This window comes from Nonomuraea sp. AD125B (assembly GCF_041402765.1).
Classification (GTDB): Bacteria; Actinomycetota; Actinomycetes; order Streptosporangiales; family Streptosporangiaceae; genus Nonomuraea; species Nonomuraea bangladeshensis.
This window is the reverse complement of sequence record NZ_JBGLOU010000005.1, coordinates 324,197-342,255: the sequence shown is the minus strand read 5'-3', so window position 1 is coordinate 342,255 and position 18,059 is coordinate 324,197. Positions and strand designations below refer to the sequence as shown.

The following is an 18,059-nucleotide window of genomic DNA, read 5'->3' as shown; positions in this document are numbered from 1 at the left end:
GCACACCCGTGACCATCCTTTCGCGATCCGCCGACCGCCGGATGCAACCGGCGGGGGATGCCTTCGCGAAGACCTATGTACCGACAAGGAGACAGGACGCATGACAATCGTGACCTCGCACACCGTCACCCCGGCCGGCGGCGCAGGGAACGGCCGGGTGCGCCACCTGGTCGACCAGCGGCTCGGCGAACTGCTCGACCAGGAGCTCGCCCGGCTGGGCTTCCTCGGCGAGGAGGGCGTCGGCCTGGTCCGCCGCCATCTCGCCGCGTTCGCGCGGGACGGCGGCAAGCGGCTGCGGCCGGCGTTCGTGTACTGGGGGCACCGCGCGGCCGGCGGCACGGCGGCGGACCTCGGCGCGGTGCTGAACGCCGCCTGCGCCGTCGAGCTGGTGCACGTCGCGGCGCTGCTCCTGGACGACGTCATGGACGAGGCCCCCGGCCGCAGGGGCCGCCCGGCGGCGCACGTCGCGCTGGCCGCCGAGCACCGCCGCGCGGGCCTGCGCGGCGACCCGGCCCGCTACGGCGAGTCGCAGACCACGCTGCTCGCCCTGCTGGCCCTGGCCTGGGCCGACGCCGCGCTGCTCGGCTCCGGGCCGCACCTCGCCGACGCGCTCGGCGTCCTCACCAGGCTGCGCGTGGAGGTCACGGCCGGGCAGCAGCTCGACCTCGCCGGCACCGCCGCCGGAGCGGACACCGGCCGCACCCGTACGATCGCGCTCTACAAGTCGGCCAAGTACACCATCGAGCGCCCCCTCCACCTCGGGCACGCGGTGGCGGGCGGCGAGCCGGCGGCCCGGCGGGCGCTCAGCGCGTACGCGCTGCCGCTGGGGGAGGCGTTCCAGCTCCGCGACGACGTCCTCGGCGTCTTCGGCGACCCGGGCCGCACCGGCAAGCCCGCCGCCGACCTGCGCCAGGGCAAGCCCAACCACCTCGTCGCCGCCGCCAGGGAACGCACCGGGCCGCGCGGCGCCGCCCTCCTCCTCGACGCGGTCGCCACCGAGGAGGACGTCCTTGCGGCCCGCGAGCTGATCGTCTCCTGCGGCGCGCTGGACGCGGCGGAGCGGCGCATCGCCGCCCTGGCCGCGCAGGCCGTCGGGGCCCTCGACGCGCTGCCCGGCCTGCCCGGCGACGCCCGCGCGGCGCTCACCGAGCTGACCGTGCTCGCCACCGACAGGAGCCGCTGATGCCCCGGCGCGGACCCACCGTGGTGATCGGCGCCGGCCTCGCCGGTCTCGCCGCCGCCGTACGGCTGGCCGCGGCCGGGCGGGAGGTCACCGTCGTCGAGGCCAGGGACGAGCCGGGCGGCTGCTGCGGGAGCGCCAGGCTCGGCCCGTACCGGTTCGACACCGGCCCGTCCGTGCTGACCATGCCCGGCGTGCTCGCCGACATCTTCGGCGCGGCGGGGGAGGAACTGCGCGACTGGCTGCCGCTGCGCCGTCTCGACCCGGCGTACCGCATGGCCTTCCACGACGGCTCGCACCTGGACCTCACCCCGGACGGCGCGGTGATGGCCGAGCGGGTGCGCGAGCTGTGCGGGCCCGCCGAGGCGGCCCGCTACCTGCGGTACCGGCGGCTGCTCGGCGAGCTGTTCGCGGCGGAGTGGCCCGCGTTCATCGACGCGGACATGACCAGGCTGGGCGCCCTGGCCCGCCCGCTCGCGCTGGCCAGGCTCGCCGCGCTCGGCGGCTTCCGCCGCCTGGACCGGCTCGCCGCCCGCCACCTCACCGACGAGCGGCTGATCAAGGCGCACACCTTCCAGTCCCTGTACGTCGGCCTGTCCCCGCAGCGCGCCCTCGGCATCTACGCCGTCATCGCGCACATGGACACGGTCGGCGGCGTCTACTTCCCCGAACGCGGCGGCATGCACGCCATCCCGTCCGCGCTGGCCGCCCTGCTGGAGAAGCTGGGCGCGCCCGTCCGGTACGCCGCCCGCGCCCGCGAGGTCCGGACCGACCGGGACGGCGTCACCGGCGTCCTGCTGGAGGACGGCGAACGCCTGCCCGCCGGGCACGTGGTCGTCGCCTGCGACCGGTACGCGGCCCGCCGCCTGCTGCCCGGCCGGGCCGCCGACTGGCGGATGCGCCGCCCCCGCTTCTCGCCGTCCTGCCTGGTCGTCCACGCCGGGCTGGAGCGTCCGCCGGCCGGGCAGGCGCACCACACGCTGCACTTCGGGCGGGCGTGGCGGGAGACGTTCGCGGCGCTGGAGTCGGGCCGGCCGCAGCCGGACCCGAGCCTGCTCGTCACCTGCCCCGCCACGGACGAGGACGCCGCGCCGGGGCACGCCACGCTCAGCGTCCTGGAGCCCGCGCCCAACCTGGAGGCCGCCGACTGGGACCGGCTCCGTCCCCGCCTGGAGGAACGCCTGCTCGCCCGGCTGGCCGGGCTCGGCTACGGCGACCTGTCCGCGACGCCCAGGCTCGTCCTCGACCCGCCCGCGTGGGCCGCGCTCGGCCACACGGCGGGCACCCCGTTCGCGCTCGACCACCGCTTCACCCAGACGGCGTGGCTGCGCCCGTCCGGCGCCGCCCGGCGGGTGCCCGGACTGCACTTCGCCGGCATGCACACCGCGCCGGGCGTCGGGGTCCCCCCGGTGCTCATCTCCGGCCGGCTCGCCGCAGAACGCATTCTTACTTCGTAAAGGGCATCCGTTGACTCTCACCGCCAGCTACGAACGCTGCCGCCAGCTGCACGCCCGCTACGGCCGGTCCTACTACCTGGCCACGCTGCTGCTGCCCGCGTGGAAACGCCGTCACGTCCACGCGCTGTACGGTTTCGCCCGCTACGCCGACGAGATCGTCGACTCCTTCACCATGACCGCCGACCGGCGGGCGGCCCTCGACGCGCTCTGCGAGCGCACCGGCAGGGGGCTGGCCGGCGAGCCGGTCGCGGACCCGGTGCTGCCCGCGTTCCTGCACACCGTGCGCTCGTTCGGGATCGCGCGCGGCGACGTGGACGCCTTCCTCGCCGCGATGCGCGCCGACCTGTCGGTCACCTCGTACGCCACCTACGACGACCTGCTCGGCTACATGGAGGGGTCGGCGGCGGTCATCGGCACCATGATGCTGCCGGTGCTGGAGGCGCTGCCCGGCGAGGAGGCGGCGGCCAGGGAGCCGGCCCGCCAGCTCGGCCTGGCCTTCCAGCTCACGAACTTCCTGCGCGACGTGCGGGAGGACCACGCCCGCGGGCGGGTCTACCTGCCCGCCAAGGACCTCGCCGCGTACGGGGTCGAGCCCGCCGACCTGGGCCGGTCGCGGACCGGGCGGGCGGTGCGCGAGCTGCTCGCCTTCGAGGCGGGCCGGGCCCGCGAGCACTACCGGGCCGCGGCGAGGGGCATCGACCTGCTGGTGCCCTCGTCCCGGCCGTGCGTGCGGGCCGCCGTCGAGCTGTACGGGGGGATCCTCGTCGCGATCGAGCGCGGCGGCTTCGCGGTGCTGGAACGGCGGGTACGGGTGCCGCGCCACCGCAGGGCCGTCGCCTTCGCCCGCCACCTGCTGGCCTCCGCAGGGGCGGGCCGGCTCGAACGCCGCGTACGTGTGGACCTGCCATGACCGGGGGGATCGGCGCGGGCGGGCGGGACGCGGTGGGGCCGGGCGCTGTGGGGCCGGGCGCTGTGGGGCCGGACGCGGTGGCGCTGGACGCGGTGGGGCCGGGCGCGGTGGTGCTGGACGCGATGGGCGGCGACCACGGGCCCGCCGAGACCGTGGCGGGGGCGGTGGCGGCCCGGCGGGAGCACGGGGTGCCGGTCGTCCTCGTCGGCCGCGAGCCGGACCTGGCCCGCGAGCTGGCCGTCCACGACGCCGCCGGCGAGATCCCGGTCGTGCACGCCCCCGACGTCGTGCCCATGACGGAGCGGGGCGCGGGCGGCGCCGCGCTGACCGCCTCCAGCCTGGCCGTGGGCTGCGGCCTGCTCGGCGGGGGCGGGGCCGCCGCGTTCGTGTCGGCAGGCTCGACCGGCGCGGTGGTCGCCCAGGCCGTACGCCGGGTCGGCAGGGCCGAGGGCGTCCTGCGTCCCGCGCTCGCCGTCGCGCTGCCGACGCTGCCCGGCGGCGCGAGCGTGCTCGTGGACGCCGGCGCCACGGCCGACCCGACGCCGGAGATGATGGCCCAGTTCGCGCTGCTCGGCGCCGGGTACGCCCGCGCCGTGCTGGGCGTGCCCGGCCCGGTGGCGGGGCTGCTGTCGATCGGCTCGGAGCCCGGCAAGGGCAACCGGCTGGCCCGGCGGGCCGAGGAGCTGCTGCGCGGCCTGCCGATGCGCTTCCACGGCAACATCGAGGGCCACGACGTGCTGTCCGGCGCGGTGGACGTCATCGTCACCGACGGCTTCACCGGCAACGTCGTGCTCAAGAGCGTCGAGGGGTGCGTACGGACCGCGCTCGCCATGGTCGCGCGGGCCGGCCTCGCCGAGCCGGACGCGCTCGCGCGGGTGGCCCGGCGCTACGACCCGCAGACGCACGGCGGGGCGGCGCTGCTGGGGCTGCGCGGCACCGTGATCGTCGCGCACGGCTCCTCGACCGCCGCCACGATCGCCCGCGCCTGCGTGGTCGCCCACTCCCTGTCCGCTCTGGAACCGGCGTGACGCCCCGCCCCGGGTCAGGCCAGGGGGTCGGCGCCGTTCCAGGTGCCTTCACTCTCGTACGGGATGAACCGGGCGAACAGCTCCTCGCTGTACCAGTCGTGCGCGCGCACCCGCGCCACCACCCGCAGGTGCTCGTCGTCCCCGTAGGCGAAGCGGCGCACCGCCGCCGCGTCCCGCCACAGGGAGAACGTCGCCTGCCGGGCCAGCGGCCACTCGCCGACCCCGATCGAGGCCAGGCAGCCGTCCTGCCGGGCCAGCAGCCGGTCCACGGGCGGCACCGACCGGTAGAAGGCCGCCAGCCGCCGCGCCCTGATGGAGGCCCGCGTGAGCACGGCGACCGGTCCCTGCAGGGCGCCATGTTCGGCGGGCCGCGGGAAGGGGTCGCGGCCGCTCCAGGTGCCGCGCGAGGCCAGCGGCGCGAGGCGGACCTGCCACCGCTCCACCGCCTCCGCCCTCCACCGCGCCGCTATGGGCGAATCGCGCAGGAACGCCTCCAGGTCGGCCTCCTCGCGCCAGACCGCGAACAGCGCCCACCGGCGCAGGTCCGCGCCCAGCGACATCGACCGGCCGCGCCCGGTCCCGAGCAGCCGCCAGAACGTGAGCCCGCCGGTGCGCCGCAGCAGCGGGCGGTCGAAGGCCATGTGACGCATGGCGTCCGCGGAGTCATACCGGATGAGGTGGAACGAGGCCATGGACGTACTGGTGATGTCGGTCATCGTCGGCTACCTGCTGGGGTCGGTCCCGGTGGCGGTGCTGCTGGCGCGCGGGCACGGGTTCGACCCGCGCGCCGTGGGCGACCGCAATCCCGGCTTCTGGAACGTCAAGGAGCAGCTCGGCTGGCGGGCCGCCGTGCCGGTGTTCGCCGGTGACACGCTGAAGGGCGTGCTGGCGGGGCTGGCCGCGCTGCTGTTCAGCGGCGGGCACACGACCGCCGCCGGCGCGGTGACGGGGGACAGCGTCCTGCCCGTGTACCTGGCGGTGGCGGCGGCGATGGCGGGGCACGCCTGGCCGGTGTTCGCCGGGTTCCGCGGCGGGCGGTCGATCCTGACCTTCGCGGGCGGGGCCGCGGTGATCTGCCCGCCAGGGTTCGCGCTGGCCGTGGCGGTGCTGGTGGCCGTGGCGCTGGCGGCGCGGTCGTTCGCGGCGGGGGCGCGGGTGGCGGTGTTCGGGCTGCCCGTCCTGCAGTTGTTGTTCGTCCCGGCCGAGCTGGTCGCGGGGACGGGGGCGCTCATGTGCCTCATCGGCCTGCGTTTCGGCCAGGCCGCGCTGTCGGGCCGCCGGGGGTGAGATCGGGATAGGTACGGCCGCGCCACTCGCGTACCGGGCGGAGCGTCGCCTGGGTGAGGCGGACGGCGGCGGCCGGGTCCAGCAGCGGGGACAGCAGCAGGCCGAGGCCCGGCCGGCGGTAGCTGCGGCGCAGCGCGCCGGTCAGCAGCAGGCGCACGGCCAGCAGCGCCGCGTCCAGCCTCGTCGCCCGGCCGGCGGCGAGGCGCAGCACCGGCAGCGCCGCCGTCAGCCAGATCACCGCGAGGTCGGCGGCCCGCCAGCCCGCGCCGGTCACGTCCGCGAGCGGCAGCGACCGGCCCCATTCGCGCCACAGCTCGGCGGTCGAGTCGTGCATGTCGACCTCCAGCAGCGCGCCGCCGTCCAGGAAGCCGACCCGCCAGCCACGTCCCGCCAGGAACCGGGCGAGCGCCACGTCGTCGGTCATGTGCCCGCGTACGGCGGCGAAGGCGTCGATCTCCGTCATCGCCGTCCGGCGGAAGGCCAGGCACTGGCCGTTGGCCAGGGTCCGGTGCGGCGGGGGCGGCGTCGCCGGGCCGACGGGGCCGAACCGGTAGACGAGCGTGGCCAGCATCGAGGCGTGCAGCGCCTGTTCGAGCGGGCCGTCGCAGGCGAACCGGGGGGCGGCGCTGACCAGGTCGTGCCCGTCCAGGGCGCGGGCCAGCGCGCCGAACAGGCCCGGCTCGGGGCGCGTGTCGGCGTCGAGGGTCACGACGACGTCGCCGCGCGCGGCGGCCACGCCCTGCCGCAGCGCCCACTGCTTGCCGACCCATCCCGGGGGGAGCGGCTCGCCGCGTACGACGGTCGCGCCCAGCCCGGCGGCCAGCGCGGCGGTGCCGTCGGTGGAGCGGTCGTCCACGACGATCACCTCCTTGACGTCCGGGTCGGCGAGCACGGCCCGCAGACACGGCCCGATCCTGGCCGCCTCGTTCCGCGCGGGCACCACGACGGAGATGCCCTGCTCGCCGCTGACAGGCGTCACCGTCCCGCGCCCGACAGCCGCGGCGGGGGCTGCGACGGCGGCCGTGGCGGGGGCCGCGGCGTCGGCCGCAAGCGGTGGGAGCCGCCGCCGCCCCCGTGCCAGCCGGACGACCACAACCCCCGCCGCCACCACCTGCGCCACGGCCACCGGCCCGCCCTTCACCGGCCCGCCCTTCACCGGCCCGCCCTTCACCGGCCCGCCCTTCAGCAGCCGGCCCCTCACCAGGCCGCCTCTCATTGGCCCGCCTCCCTCGGAGGGGCCGTGCGGGGGTGGGTGAAGTCGTGGCCGATGAGGTCGGTGACGATGTGGGCGCCCAACGTCACCATGGGGAGGCCGCCGCCGGGGTGGGCCGTGCCGCCGACCACGTACAGGCCGCGCTTGGGCCCCCGGTTGCCCGGTCGCAGGAACGGCGCCAGCCGCCCCCGGTACGCACTGCCGTAGATCGCCCCCGCCCAGGCCCCGTACCGGTCGCGCAGGTCGGCGGGCGTCAGGACGTCCACGAAGCGCAGCCGCCCGGACAGGTCGAGCCCGCGCCCCGCGAGCCGTTCCAGCACCAGGTCCCGGTAGGCGTCCACGCCGACGCGCCACCGGCCGGGGTCGCGGGCGGGGACGTTGACCAGCATGGTGAGGTTCTCCGTGCCGGCCGGCGCCTGGCCGGGGTCGTCGACGGCGGAGCAGCCGACGTACACGGTCGGGTCGCCGGGCGGTTCGCGCCGGTCGTAGATGTCGGCGAACTCCCGCTCGTAGTCGCCCGAGAAGAACACGGTGTGGTGCGCCAGCCCGGGGGTGCGCCCCTCGACCCCGGCCATCAGCAGGAACGCCGACGACGACAACCCGAGCCCGGCGAGCCGCCGGAACCGCCGCCGGTCCGGCAGCAGGCGGCCGTAGAGCGCGGCGGCGTCCACGTTCGCCACCACGACGTCGGCCCGCTCGTGGCCGCCGCCCGCGAGCCGCACCCCGGTGACCCGCCCGCCGTCCACGGTGACCGCCTCGACGGGCGCGGACAGGCGCACCTCGACCCCGGCCTCCTTCAGCAGCGCCGCCAGGTCCTCGGCGAGTCTCGGCAGGCCGCCGGGGACGTACCAGCCGCCCTGGCCGTGCTCCAGCGCGGGCACGCAGGCGAGCGCGGCCGGCGCCCGGTACGGGCTGGACCCGGCGTAGGTGGCGTAGCGGCCGACGTACTGGCGCAGGCGCGGGTCGCGGAAGAAGCGGCGGGCCAGCCCGTCGAGGGTGCGGGCGGGCGCGACGGCGAGCAGGTCGCGCGGCCGGGCCTCGCGCGGCGGGCGGCCGAGCGGCCCGGCGAAGAAGGTACGGCCCGCGGCCCGCAGGCATCCCTCCGCCCAGGCGTGGAAGGCCCGCCAGGCCGCGCCCTCGCCCGGCGCGAGCCGTTCGACCTCGGCCGCCATGAGCTCCGGGTCGCGGCGGGCGGTCAGCGCGGAGCCGTCGGCGAACCGGTAGCGGCACAGCTCGGCCGGCTCGACCAGCTCGCGCTCCACCCCGAGCTCGCGGAAGAGCGCGGGCATGGTGAGCAGCGACGGCCCCATGGAAAAGGTGAACCCGTCCCGCCGGTGCTCGGCCAGCTTGCCGCCGAGCCGGGGCAACTGCTCGTACAGCCGCACCCGGTGCCCCCGGCGGGCGAGCAGCAGCGCCGACGCCATGCCTCCGACGCCGCCGCCGATCACGATCACTTCCGCCACAGCCGCCTCCACGCGAGCGCCGCGAACGCGCCCATCGACATGCCCCCGGCCGCGGCGACCAGTGGGTCCGGCGGCTGGAACACCGCGGCGAACCCGGCCGTCTCCATGACCGCCATCGTGGTGTAGACGCCCGCCAGGCCGCGCGGCGGGCGGGCCTGGTGGGACTGCCCGCCGCCGAGTATCCGCTCCAGCAGCAGCATGACCAGCGCGGACACCAGCAGCCAGCCCGCGAAGTTGGTCAGCGGGATGCCCCGGTACCCGCCGTGCACGGCCCACGTCCACAGGCCGAGCCCGACCATCTGCGGGTCGAGGAAGAGGTCCCACGCCGTCAGCGCGAGCGCCCCCACGGCGATCCGCGCCCCGCCGGTCGTGACCGCCGCCGCCACCCCGTACGCGGCCAGCCCCATCCCGCCCCACGCCAGCGCCACCACGACGGGCACGCCGCCGAGCTGTGGCCACAGCAGGCCGGTGTAGTGGTACTCGCCGAACGGGAACCCGGTGCGCACGCCGACGGCCTCGGCCGCGTACCCGGCCGCGACCACCGTCCCGAACGCGGCGAGCGTCCGCCGCGTGCCCCAGCCGGCGGCGGCGAACCCGATGGCGCTGACCGCCAGCACCGCCACGACGATCCCGGTGAAGCGCACCGGCTCCGCGCTGACCCCGGAGGCGACCTGGAGGGCCACCATGGCCGCCAGCGCCGCCAGCCCCACCGCCCGTGCCGCCCTGGCCGTGGTCACCGGCGGGGCCGTCGCCCGGGCGCTTCGCGTCTCACTCACACCTTTGTCTTTCGGGGGCCCGGTGCGAGCGGTTGCATGACACAGAAACCAGGCAAATTGCCGGATAGCAAATGATGCGAACGCATCAGTCGCCCTGATCTAGTAACCTCACATACGGATCCACGGAGACATCTGCCTGTGTGTCCTGTTCCAGCTGTGATGATCACCGGGCGAGTTCCGGGTCTGTGTGGAAGCCCGCTGTCGGGTCATCGAAGGCGCTTGGTCAGAGAATCTCGACGACGAGGGCGGACATGAGTGACACGACAGCCGGCGGGCCGGGCACGACCACCCGCGCGGGCGCCGAGGTCGGCGAGTCCGAGCTGCGGCTGCTCCTCGCGGGCCTGACGGCGGTCAGGGACGGCGACTTCCGCACCAGGCTTCCCGAGGACGCCGACGGACTGCTGGGCGAGATCGCCTCGGTCTTCAACGGCATGGTGGACCAGCTCTCGCTGTTCACCTCGGAGGTCACCCGCGTGTCCCGCGAGGTCGGCACCGAGGGGCGGCTGGGCGGCCAGGCCGAGGTGCCCGCGGTGTCGGGCACGTGGAAGGACCTCACCGAGTCCGTCAACGCGATGGCCGGCAACCTCACCGACCAGGTGCGCAGCATCGCCCAGGTCACCACGGCGGTCGCCCGGGGCGACCTGTCGCAGAAGATCACCGTGGACGCGCGCGGCGAGATCCTGGAGCTGAAGAACACCGTCAACACGATGGTCGACCAGCTCTCGTCGTTCGCCGACGAGGTGACCCGGGTGGCCCGCGAGGTCGGCACCGAGGGCCAGCTCGGCGGCCAGGCGGACGTCAAGGGGGTGGCGGGCACCTGGCGCGACCTCACCGACTCGGTCAACTTCATGGCCGGCAACCTCACCGACCAGGTCCGCAACATCTCCCAGGTCGCGACCGCCGTCGCGCGCGGCGACCTGTCGCAGCGCATCACGGTCTCGGCCCGAGGCGAGATCCTGGAGCTGAAGAACACCCTCAACACGATGGTCGACCAGCTCTCGTCGTTCGCCGACGAGGTCACCCGGGTGGCCCGCGAGGTCGGCACCGAGGGCCGCCTCGGCGGCCAGGCCGACGTCAAGGGCGTCTCCGGCACCTGGAAGGCGCTCACCGAGTCGGTCAACGTCATGGCCGACAACCTCACGGCCCAGGTGCGCAGCATCGCCCAGGTCACCACGGCGGTCGCCAAGGGCGACCTGTCGCAGAAGATCCGCGTGGACGCGCGCGGCGAGATCCTGGAGCTGAAGGAGACCATCAACACGATGGTCGACCAGCTCTCGGCCTTCGCCGACGAGGTGACCCGCGTGGCCCGCGAGGTCGGCACCGAGGGCAACCTGGGCGGCCAGGCCACCGTGCGCGGCGTGTCCGGCACGTGGAAGGACCTCACCGACAACGTCAACGTCATGGCCTCCAACCTGACGAGCCAGGTGCGCAGCATCGCCCAGGTCGCCACGGCCGTGGCCCGGGGCGACCTGTCGCAGAAGATCACCGTGGAGGCCAAGGGCGAGGTCGCCGCGCTGGCCCAGACCATCAACACGATGGTCGACACGCTCGGCGCGTTCGCCGACGAGGTGACCCGCGTGGCCCGCGAGGTCGGCACCGAGGGCCAGCTCGGCGGCCAGGCCCGGGTGCCCAACGTGGCCGGCACCTGGAAGAACCTCACCGACAACGTCAACTCCATGGCCGACAACCTGACCAACCAGGTGCGCAGCATCGCCCAGGTCACCACGGCCGTCGCCCGCGGCGACCTGACCCGCAAGATCGACGTGGACGCGCGCGGCGAGATCCTGGAGCTGAAGACCACCATCAACACGATGGTCGACCAGCTGTCCTCGTTCGCCGCCGAGGTCACCCGCGTGGCCCGCGAGGTGGGCTCGGAGGGCAGGCTCGGCGGCCAGGCCGAGGTGGAGGGCGTCTCCGGCACCTGGAAGCGGCTGACCGAGAACGTCAACGAGCTGGCCGGCAACCTCACCAGGCAGGTGCGCGCGATCGCCGAGGTGACCAGCGCGGTGACCTCCGGCGACCTGACCCGCTCGATCACCGTCGACGCCGAGGGCGAGCTGGCCGACCTCAAGGACAACATCAACTCGATGGTCAAGTCGCTGCGCGAGACCACCACGGCCAACGAGCAGCAGGACTGGCTGAAGTCCAACCTCGCCCGCATGTCCGGCCTCATGCAGGGCCACCGCGACCTGGCGACGGTCGCCGAGCTGGTGATGAACGAGCTGGCGCCGCTCGTCTCGGCCCAGTACGGCGCGTTCTTCCTCGCCGAGGAGAGCGAGCTGAAGCTGATCAGCGCCTACGGCTACCCGGTGGAGGCCGAGCGCGCCCCCCGGTTCCGGCTCGGCGACGGGCTCATCGGCCAGGCCGCGCGCAGCCGCCGCACGATCGCGCTGACCGAGAACATCCCCTCCGGCGTCATCACCATCGACTCCGGCCTCGGCCGGATCGAGCCCGCCTCGCTCGTCGTGCTGCCCGTGGTCGTCGAGGAGCAGGTGCTCGGCGTGATCGAGCTGGCCTCGGTCCAGGAGTTCACGCCCGTGCACCGGGCGTTCCTGGAGCAGCTGATGGAGACGATCGGGGTCAACCTCAACACGATCGTCGCCAACGCCCGTACCGACGAGCTGCTGAAGGAGTCGCAGCGGCTCGCCGCCGAGCTCCAGGCCCGCTCCGAGGAGCTGCAGAGCCAGCAGGAGGAGCTCCAGCGCTCCAACGCCGAGCTGGAGGAGAAGGCCCGCCTCCTGGTCAGCCAGAACCAGGACATCGAGGCCAAGAACCTCGAGATCGAGCAGGCCAGGCAGGAGCTGGAGGACCGCGCCCAGCAGCTCGCCCTCGCCTCGAAGTACAAGAGCGAGTTCCTCGCGAACATGAGCCACGAGCTGCGCACCCCGCTCAACTCGCTGCTCATCCTGGCCCAGCTCCTGGCCCAGAACCACACGCGCAACCTCACCCCGAAGCAGGTCGAGTACGCCGAGATCATCCACTCGGCCGGCTCCGACCTCCTGCAGCTCATCAACGACATCCTCGACCTGTCGAAGGTCGAGGCGGGCAAGATGGACGTCAACCCCGAGTGGGTGCAGCTGCGCCGCCTGCTCGACTACGTCGAGGCCACCTTCCAGCCGATGACCAGCGAGAAGAGCCTCGACTTCACCATCGCCACCGCCCCCGGCATCCCCAACGAGCTGCTGACCGACGACTCCCGGCTGCGCCAGGTGCTGCGCAACCTGCTGTCGAACGCGGTCAAGTTCACCGAGACCGGCCGGGTCGAGCTGCGCATCGAGCCCGCCGCCCCGGCCGAGCTGCCCGCGACCGTGCGGGCCAACGGCCCGGCGCTCGCGCTGCGGGTCATCGACACCGGCATCGGCATCCCCGAGCAGCAGCTCGAAGTCATCTTCGGGGCGTTCCAGCAGGCCGACGGCACCACCAGCCGCAAGTACGGCGGCACCGGCCTCGGCCTTTCCATCTCGCGGGAGATCGCCTACCTGCTCGGCGGCGCGATCAGCGTCCAGAGCACGCCGGGACAGGGCAGCGTCTTCACGCTCTTCCTGCCGGTCGCCCACCCCTCCTTCACCGACGGCCCCGCCCGCGCCGCCGCCGCGGCGGCCCTGCCGGAGGGCGTGGAGGAGAGCGGCCCGGCCACCGCGTCCGGCGCCGGCCCCGACGCGGGCGGCGGCACGCAGCACCGGCGGCTGCTGGTGATCGAGCAGCGCGCGGGCGGCCTGCTGTCGCTGGTCGCCGAGAGCGTCGTACGCGAGCTGACCGACAGCAGGGACGACACCGTCGAGATCATCAGGGCCGCGGGCGCCGAGGAGGCCGCGGCCACGCTCGCCGCCCAGCCCTGCCACTGCATGGTGCTCGACCTCGACATGCCCGACCTGGCGGCGTTCCAGCTCCTGGAGGCCATGGACGGCGACCCCGCGCTCGCGGTCGTGCCCGTCCTCGCCTACAGCAACTGGCGCACCACCTCCCAGCAGAAGGCCCGCCTGCGCGAGCGCGCCGAGAACCAGGCGCTGGAGCTGCTGTCCAGCCTCGACGAGCTGCGCGAGCGGATCGCCCTGCACCTCACGGCCGAGCAGCCCGGCGACGTGCTGCCGCTGATCCGGCCCGAGGCCGTCGGCACGCTTCCCCGCCAGGAGGTGGACGGCGAGCTCGCCGGCCGCACGGTGCTCGTCGTGGACGACGACACGCGCAACCTCTACGCGATCACCAGCATCCTGGAGATCCACGGCATGACCGTCCTGCACGCCGAGAACGGCCGCCTGGGCATCGAGACGCTGCTCAGCCACCCCGACATCGACATCGTGCTGATGGACGTGATGATGCCGGAGATGGACGGCTACGTCGCCACCGCCAAGATCCGCGAGATGCCGCAGTACGCCGAACTGCCGATCATCGCGGTGACCGCGAAGGCCATGCCGGGCGACCAGGAGAAGGCCCTGAGCGCCGGCTCCAGCGACTACGTCACCAAGCCGGTGGACGCCGACCACCTGCTCACCCGGATGAGGCACTGGCTCGACGTGCGGGAGCAGCCCGGCTCATAGGCGTACCGCGCGACGAGATCCCGACCATCCACCATCCGGCCCGACCGGCGAGGAGTGACCCCACAGTGGGACCCACAGTGCACAGCCCGCAGGAGCCGGGCCTTCCGGCGCCCGCCCCGTCCGAGGCCGCGGCGGTGAGCAACCTCGGGCGGCTGGCCGTCACCATCGACCGGTTGCGCAGGCAGATCCAGGAGGCCCAGCGCGCCGCCGAGGGCCGCGCGCTCATCGAGGTGGCCAAGGGCATCCTCATCGAGCGGCTGCAGTGCGGCCTGGCGGGGGCCGCGCAGCAGCTCGAACTCCTCGCCGAGCAGGCCGGGGTGACCCAGCTCGAACTGGCCGCCGAGATCATCAACCAGGCCGCCCAGGACCGCATCAGCGAGGCCACGCGCGAGTTCCTCGACTCCGCCCGCGCCGCCGCCGAGGCGGAAGCGGCCGAGGCGGCCGAGGCGGCCGACGTGGCCGTGCGGCTGCGCTCGGCCGAGAACGGCATGGTGGAGGCCCCGGACGCGCAGGCCGTGGCCGCCTCGCTGCTGGAGCACGCGCTGAAGCCGCTCGGCGCGACGAACGTCGCCGTCTGGACGGTCGGCTCCGACGGCTCGCTCACTCTGGCCGCCAGCGCCGGCTTCAGCGCCGTCGAGGCCGACCGGTGGCGCTACGTGCCGCCCGGCGTCAACACCCCGGCCCGCAGCGCGCTCGTCGAGCGCCAGGCCGTGTGGATCCGCTCGCTCGACGACGTCGGGCTGCCGTCGATCGGGATGACCCTCACGCCCGACGGCGGCCGGGTGACCGTGCCCGCGGGCACCGGCGGCCGCATCATGGGCGTGCTGGAGATCGGCTGGCCGGGCCCGGTCGGCCCGCAGCCGCCGCAGGTCCACAAGCAGGTCGAGGCGCTGGCCGAGCTCTGCTCCCACGTGCTCGAACGGCCCGTCGAGCCGGGCGGCGGCGCCGGGCAGGCGGAGCTGATCGGCCTCGCCGAGGCGCTGCCGGACGCCGCGCTCGTGCTGCAGCCGCACCTCGACGCCGACGGCCGGCTCACCGACTTCCGCATCACGCACGCCAACCCGCACTTCGTGGACCCGGCGGGCCGGCCCAAGGGCGCGGTGACCGGGTCGCTGCTGCTGGAGGCGTACCCGCTGGCGGCCGACGAGGGCGGCCTGTTCTCCGTGGTGGAGAACGTGCACGCCACCGGCGAGCCGTTCAAGGCGGAGAACATGACGCTCACCGCGCTCGTGGACGACGTGCCGCTGCCGAGCCTCGCCAGCGTCAGCATCACCCGGCACGGCGACGGCGTGCTGCTCATCTGGCGGCTCCAGGACGAGATCACCCGCCTGGCGAGCCTGCTCCAGCACGCCCAGCGGCTCGGCCGCATCGGCGGGTTCGAGGAGAACACGCTGTCGGGCGAGATCACCTGGAACCGGCAGCTCTACGACCTGTACGGGATGAAGCCCGGCGAGTCGCCCATCCCGCTCGAACGGCTGGCCGACCACGCCCACCCCGACGACGCCGTGCTCATCGGCCGGTTCCTGCGGACGCTGCTGCACCACCGGCGGCCCGCCTCGACCGCGTTCCGGCTGCAGCGCTCCGACGGCATGGCCCGCCACATCCGGGTGGTGGCCGAGCCCGTGCTGTCGCCCGAGGGGCGGCTGCTCGCGGTGCGGGGGGCCTACCAGGACGTGTCCTCCCAGCACTGGACGGAGGTGGCGCTGGCCGCCACCCGCGACCAGCTCGCCCACACCGAGCAGCAGGCCGCCGAGCGCAACCGGCTGGCGCTCCAGCTCCAGCAGGCCATCATGCCGCCCAGCCGTGGCCCGATGGAGGCGTTCGACCTCAACATCGCCGTCCGCTACCGCCCCGCCGAGAAGGAGCACCTGGTCGGCGGCGACTGGTACGACGCCGTGGTCCTCCCGTCCAAGCAGATCCTGCTGTCCGTCGGCGACGTGGCCGGGCACGGCATCGAGGCGGCCACCGGCATGGTCGTCCTGCGCAACGCGCTGCGCGGCCTGGCCGCCACCGGCGCGGGCCCCGGCCAGCTCCTGACCTGGCTCAACATGGTGGCCCACCACCTGACCGAGAACGTCACGGCCACCGCCATCTGCGGCCTGTACGACCCGGAGACCGGCGTGCTGCGCTGGGCGCGGGGCGGGCACCTGCCGCCCATCCTGATCCGCGGCGACGAGGTGGCCGAGCTCGACCTCATCGGCGGCGTCCTGCTGGGGGCGCTGTCGGAGGTCACGTACGAGGAGAGCCGGATCCAGCTCGTGCCCGGCGACACGCTCCTCATGTACACCGACGGGCTGATCGAACGCCGCGACCGCTCCCTGCAGCACTCCCAGCAGCAGCTCCTGCGGACGGCCGGCCATCCGGCGGCCTCGCTGGAGCACCGCCTCGACCACATGCTGACCCACAGCAACTCCGACACCGACGACGACACCTGTCTGGTCGGCATCCAGCTCATCGCGCCGGGCGCGTCATGACTCCCGCCTTAGAAGCGGCCGGGACGTTATGGCGGTTCGCGCATGGGCGGGCATTGATCGGGTAGGCCGGGCGCTATGTCCGATTCGCGTTACGAAGGCCTGCTGCTGGCCGGTCGCTACCGGCTCCAGGCCGAGCTGGGCCACGGCGGCATGGGCCGGGTCTGGCGCGGCCACGACGAACTCCTCGACCGCGCGGTCGCGGTCAAGGAGGTCACCCTCGACCAGCGGCCGCCGTCCGAACGCGAGGCGCTGCTCGGGCGCACCATGAGCGAGGCCCGCCTCGCGGCGCGGCTGAGCCACCCGAACGTCGCCACCGTCTACGACGTGGTCGTGGCCGACGAGCGGCCGTGGATCGTGCTCCAGCTCGTCCCGGCGCCCACCCTGGCCGACGTGCTCGGCGAGAGCGGGTCGCTGCCGCCCGCCGCCGTCGCCGCGCTCGGCCTGCAGGTGCTGGACGCCCTGGAGGCGGCGCACGCCGCCGGCATCGTGCACCGGGACGTCAAGCCCGCCAACATCCTGCTCGACTCCGGCGGGAGCCACGCCGTGCTCACCGACTTCGGCCTGGCCACCAGCGTGGAGCGGCGGGCCGAGCTCACCGAGGCGGGCATGGTGGTGGGGACGCCCGCGTACATCGCCCCCGAACGGGCGCGCGGCGGGCCGCCGACGCCCGAGGCGGACCTGTGGTCGCTGGGCGTGACGCTCTACACGGCGGTGGAGGGGCGTTCGCCGTTCGAGCAGGGAAACGCGCTGGCCACGATCAGCGCGGTGCTCACCACCGCGCCGGCGCCGTTCGAGCTGGCCGGGCCGCTGGCGCCGCTGCTCATGGGGCTCCTGGAGAAGGACCCGGAACAGCGCTGGACCGCCGAGGCCGCCCGCCGCCACCTCCGCCGCGTCGCCGCGGCCGACCCCTCAGCCCCGCTCACGTCCCGGCCGCGACCGGCCACCCCCGCCGGCCCCCGGACCCAGAGCCTCGTCCTCCCGGCCCCGCAGACGGGGGCCATCGCGCCCGATCCCGAGGAGCACGCCGCGCTCCCGCTGTCCGGCCCGAGGACGGGCAGCGTCATGCCCGAGCCTGTCGTGGCCGGTGCGGGAGGCGTCAGGAGCGGGGCGGCCGAGATACCGGCGCGGTGGCTCGGGAGCGGGCAACTGCGGCAGGTGGCGGGGGTGGCGGCGCTGATCGTGGCCGTGCTCGCGGTCACCGGCTGGCCCGCCGACGGCGGCCCGCCCGGCGCCGCCGGCGTCGAGCAGCGGGTCGAGGCGGCGCTGCCCGCGACCACCACCGACCAGCGCCAGAAGCCCGAGCAGCCCGCGACCCCCCAGCAGACCGGCACCCCCGAACAGCGCGACACCCCCGAGCAGCCCGCGACCCCCGACCAGCACAGCACCCCCGACCAGCCGGGCACTCCCGATCAACCGGCCGCGAAGCGGGAAGCCGACCTGCGGGTACGGTCCGTCGCCGTCCGGCGGACCGGGGGGACCGACACCAGGCGGAACACCGGCAAGAGCACCAGGGAGAGCACCGGAAGGACCACCACCGGCGTCACGCCGGGCCAGTCCGCCCGCGGCAGGCACGCCGCCCCCTTCGTGCCGCCCGGCCAGGCCAAGAAGGGCCTGACGGGCTTCCCGGGAAAGGGGCACGCCAAGGGCCACGACAAGTGACGGGGCCACCGGCCCAGGTTCGGTCCATGTGCCCTCGGCGGCGGCAACATGTGCTCCCAAAGTGAGGTCGAGCA

At 74.9% G+C, this 18,059-nt stretch carries 12 protein-coding genes; 8 read left to right on the top strand and 4 right to left on the bottom strand.

Annotated features, from left to right (window positions below):
- Positions 1-100 precede the first annotated feature (100 nt).
- Genes ACBR40_RS16045 through ACBR40_RS16030 form a run of 4 tightly spaced genes read left to right on the top strand, consistent with a single transcriptional unit; the run spans position 101 to position 4,575 of the window.
- On the top strand, positions 101-1,183 hold the full coding sequence (locus ACBR40_RS16045) for a polyprenyl synthetase family protein (protein WP_371249219.1): 1,083 nt from the start codon (positions 101-103) through the stop codon (positions 1,181-1,183).
- Positions 1,183-2,637, top strand: a complete 1,455-nt coding sequence (locus tag ACBR40_RS16040) for a phytoene desaturase family protein (protein ID WP_371249218.1) — start codon at positions 1,183-1,185, stop codon at positions 2,635-2,637. Before ACBR40_RS16045 ends, ACBR40_RS16040 begins: the two co-directional genes overlap by 1 nt.
- A 10-nt stretch (positions 2,638-2,647) precedes the next feature.
- Positions 2,648-3,547: a phytoene/squalene synthase family protein gene (locus ACBR40_RS16035; RefSeq protein WP_344204361.1), complete on the top strand. Its 900-nt coding sequence runs from the start codon at positions 2,648-2,650 to the stop codon at positions 3,545-3,547.
- On the top strand, positions 3,544-4,575 hold the full coding sequence (locus tag ACBR40_RS16030; RefSeq protein WP_371249217.1) for a phosphate acyltransferase: 1,032 nt from the start codon (positions 3,544-3,546) through the stop codon (positions 4,573-4,575). The genes ACBR40_RS16035 and ACBR40_RS16030 overlap by 4 nt, the downstream gene beginning before the upstream one ends.
- 14 nt (positions 4,576-4,589) lie before the next feature.
- On the opposite strand, the gene ACBR40_RS16025 is transcribed toward ACBR40_RS16030, so the two are convergent.
- The gene (locus ACBR40_RS16025) at positions 4,590-5,216 is read right to left on the bottom strand and encodes a spheroidene monooxygenase (protein ID WP_371249216.1); all 627 of its coding nucleotides are present in this window, start codon (positions 5,214-5,216) and stop codon (positions 4,590-4,592) included.
- A gap of 49 nt (positions 5,217-5,265) precedes the next feature.
- On the opposite strand from ACBR40_RS16025, the gene ACBR40_RS16020 reads away from it, so the two are divergent.
- Positions 5,266-5,862 (top strand): glycerol-3-phosphate acyltransferase, encoded by a 597-nt coding sequence (locus ACBR40_RS16020; RefSeq protein WP_371249215.1) that lies wholly within the window; start codon positions 5,266-5,268, stop codon positions 5,860-5,862.
- Here the strand turns inward: ACBR40_RS16020 and ACBR40_RS16015 are convergent.
- From ACBR40_RS16015 to ACBR40_RS16005, 3 genes are read right to left on the bottom strand one after another with little or no spacing between them, the layout of a single operon-like run.
- Positions 5,813-7,078 carry a glycosyltransferase family 2 protein gene (locus ACBR40_RS16015; protein WP_371249214.1) on the bottom strand — a complete coding sequence of 422 codons (1,266 nt, stop codon included), beginning with the start codon at positions 7,076-7,078 and terminating at the stop codon, positions 5,813-5,815. The genes ACBR40_RS16020 and ACBR40_RS16015 overlap by 50 nt on opposite strands.
- A complete protein-coding gene (locus ACBR40_RS16010; protein WP_371249213.1) occupies positions 7,075-8,538 on the bottom strand; it encodes a phytoene desaturase family protein in 1,464 nt (487 codons plus the stop codon). Before ACBR40_RS16010 ends, ACBR40_RS16015 begins: the two co-directional genes overlap by 4 nt.
- On the bottom strand, positions 8,526-9,314 hold the full coding sequence (locus ACBR40_RS16005) for a carotenoid biosynthesis protein (RefSeq protein WP_371249212.1): 789 nt from the start codon (positions 9,312-9,314) through the stop codon (positions 8,526-8,528). The genes ACBR40_RS16010 and ACBR40_RS16005 overlap by 13 nt, the downstream gene beginning before the upstream one ends.
- Positions 9,315-9,565: 251 nt before the next feature.
- On the opposite strand from ACBR40_RS16005, the gene ACBR40_RS16000 reads away from it, so the two are divergent.
- The 3 genes from ACBR40_RS16000 (at position 9,566) to ACBR40_RS15990 (ending at position 17,985) form a co-directional block, all read left to right on the top strand.
- Positions 9,566-13,852, top strand: coding sequence for a HAMP domain-containing protein (locus ACBR40_RS16000; RefSeq protein WP_371249211.1), 4,287 nt, complete (start codon positions 9,566-9,568; stop codon positions 13,850-13,852).
- 65 nt (positions 13,853-13,917) lie between these two features.
- A complete protein-coding gene (locus ACBR40_RS15995) occupies positions 13,918-16,326 on the top strand; it encodes a SpoIIE family protein phosphatase (protein WP_371249210.1) in 2,409 nt (802 codons plus the stop codon).
- A 75-nt stretch (positions 16,327-16,401) separates the two neighbouring features.
- Positions 16,402-17,985 carry a protein kinase gene (locus ACBR40_RS15990; RefSeq protein WP_371249209.1) on the top strand — a complete coding sequence of 528 codons (1,584 nt, stop codon included), beginning with the start codon at positions 16,402-16,404 and terminating at the stop codon, positions 17,983-17,985.
- Positions 17,986-18,059 lie beyond the last annotated feature (74 nt).

Excerpts from the sequence above, each read along its gene's own strand:
- ACBR40_RS16045 (WP_371249219.1), top strand. The coding sequence starts at position 101 with ATGACAATCGTGACCTCGCACACCGTCACCCCGGCCGGCGGCGCAGGG.
- ACBR40_RS16040 (WP_371249218.1), top strand. The coding sequence starts at position 1,183 with ATGCCCCGGCGCGGACCCACCGTGGTGATCGGCGCCGGCCTCGCCGGT.
- ACBR40_RS16030 (WP_371249217.1), top strand. The coding sequence starts at position 3,544 with ATGACCGGGGGGATCGGCGCGGGCGGGCGGGACGCGGTGGGGCCGGGC.
- ACBR40_RS16025 (WP_371249216.1), bottom strand. The coding sequence starts at position 5,216 with ATGGCCTTCGACCGCCCGCTGCTGCGGCGCACCGGCGGGCTCACGTTC.
- ACBR40_RS16020 (WP_371249215.1), top strand. The coding sequence starts at position 5,266 with ATGGACGTACTGGTGATGTCGGTCATCGTCGGCTACCTGCTGGGGTCG.
- ACBR40_RS16015 (WP_371249214.1), bottom strand. The coding sequence starts at position 7,078 with ATGAGAGGCGGCCTGGTGAGGGGCCGGCTGCTGAAGGGCGGGCCGGTG.
- ACBR40_RS16000 (WP_371249211.1), top strand. The coding sequence starts at position 9,566 with ATGAGTGACACGACAGCCGGCGGGCCGGGCACGACCACCCGCGCGGGC.
- ACBR40_RS15990 (WP_371249209.1), top strand. The coding sequence starts at position 16,402 with ATGTCCGATTCGCGTTACGAAGGCCTGCTGCTGGCCGGTCGCTACCGG.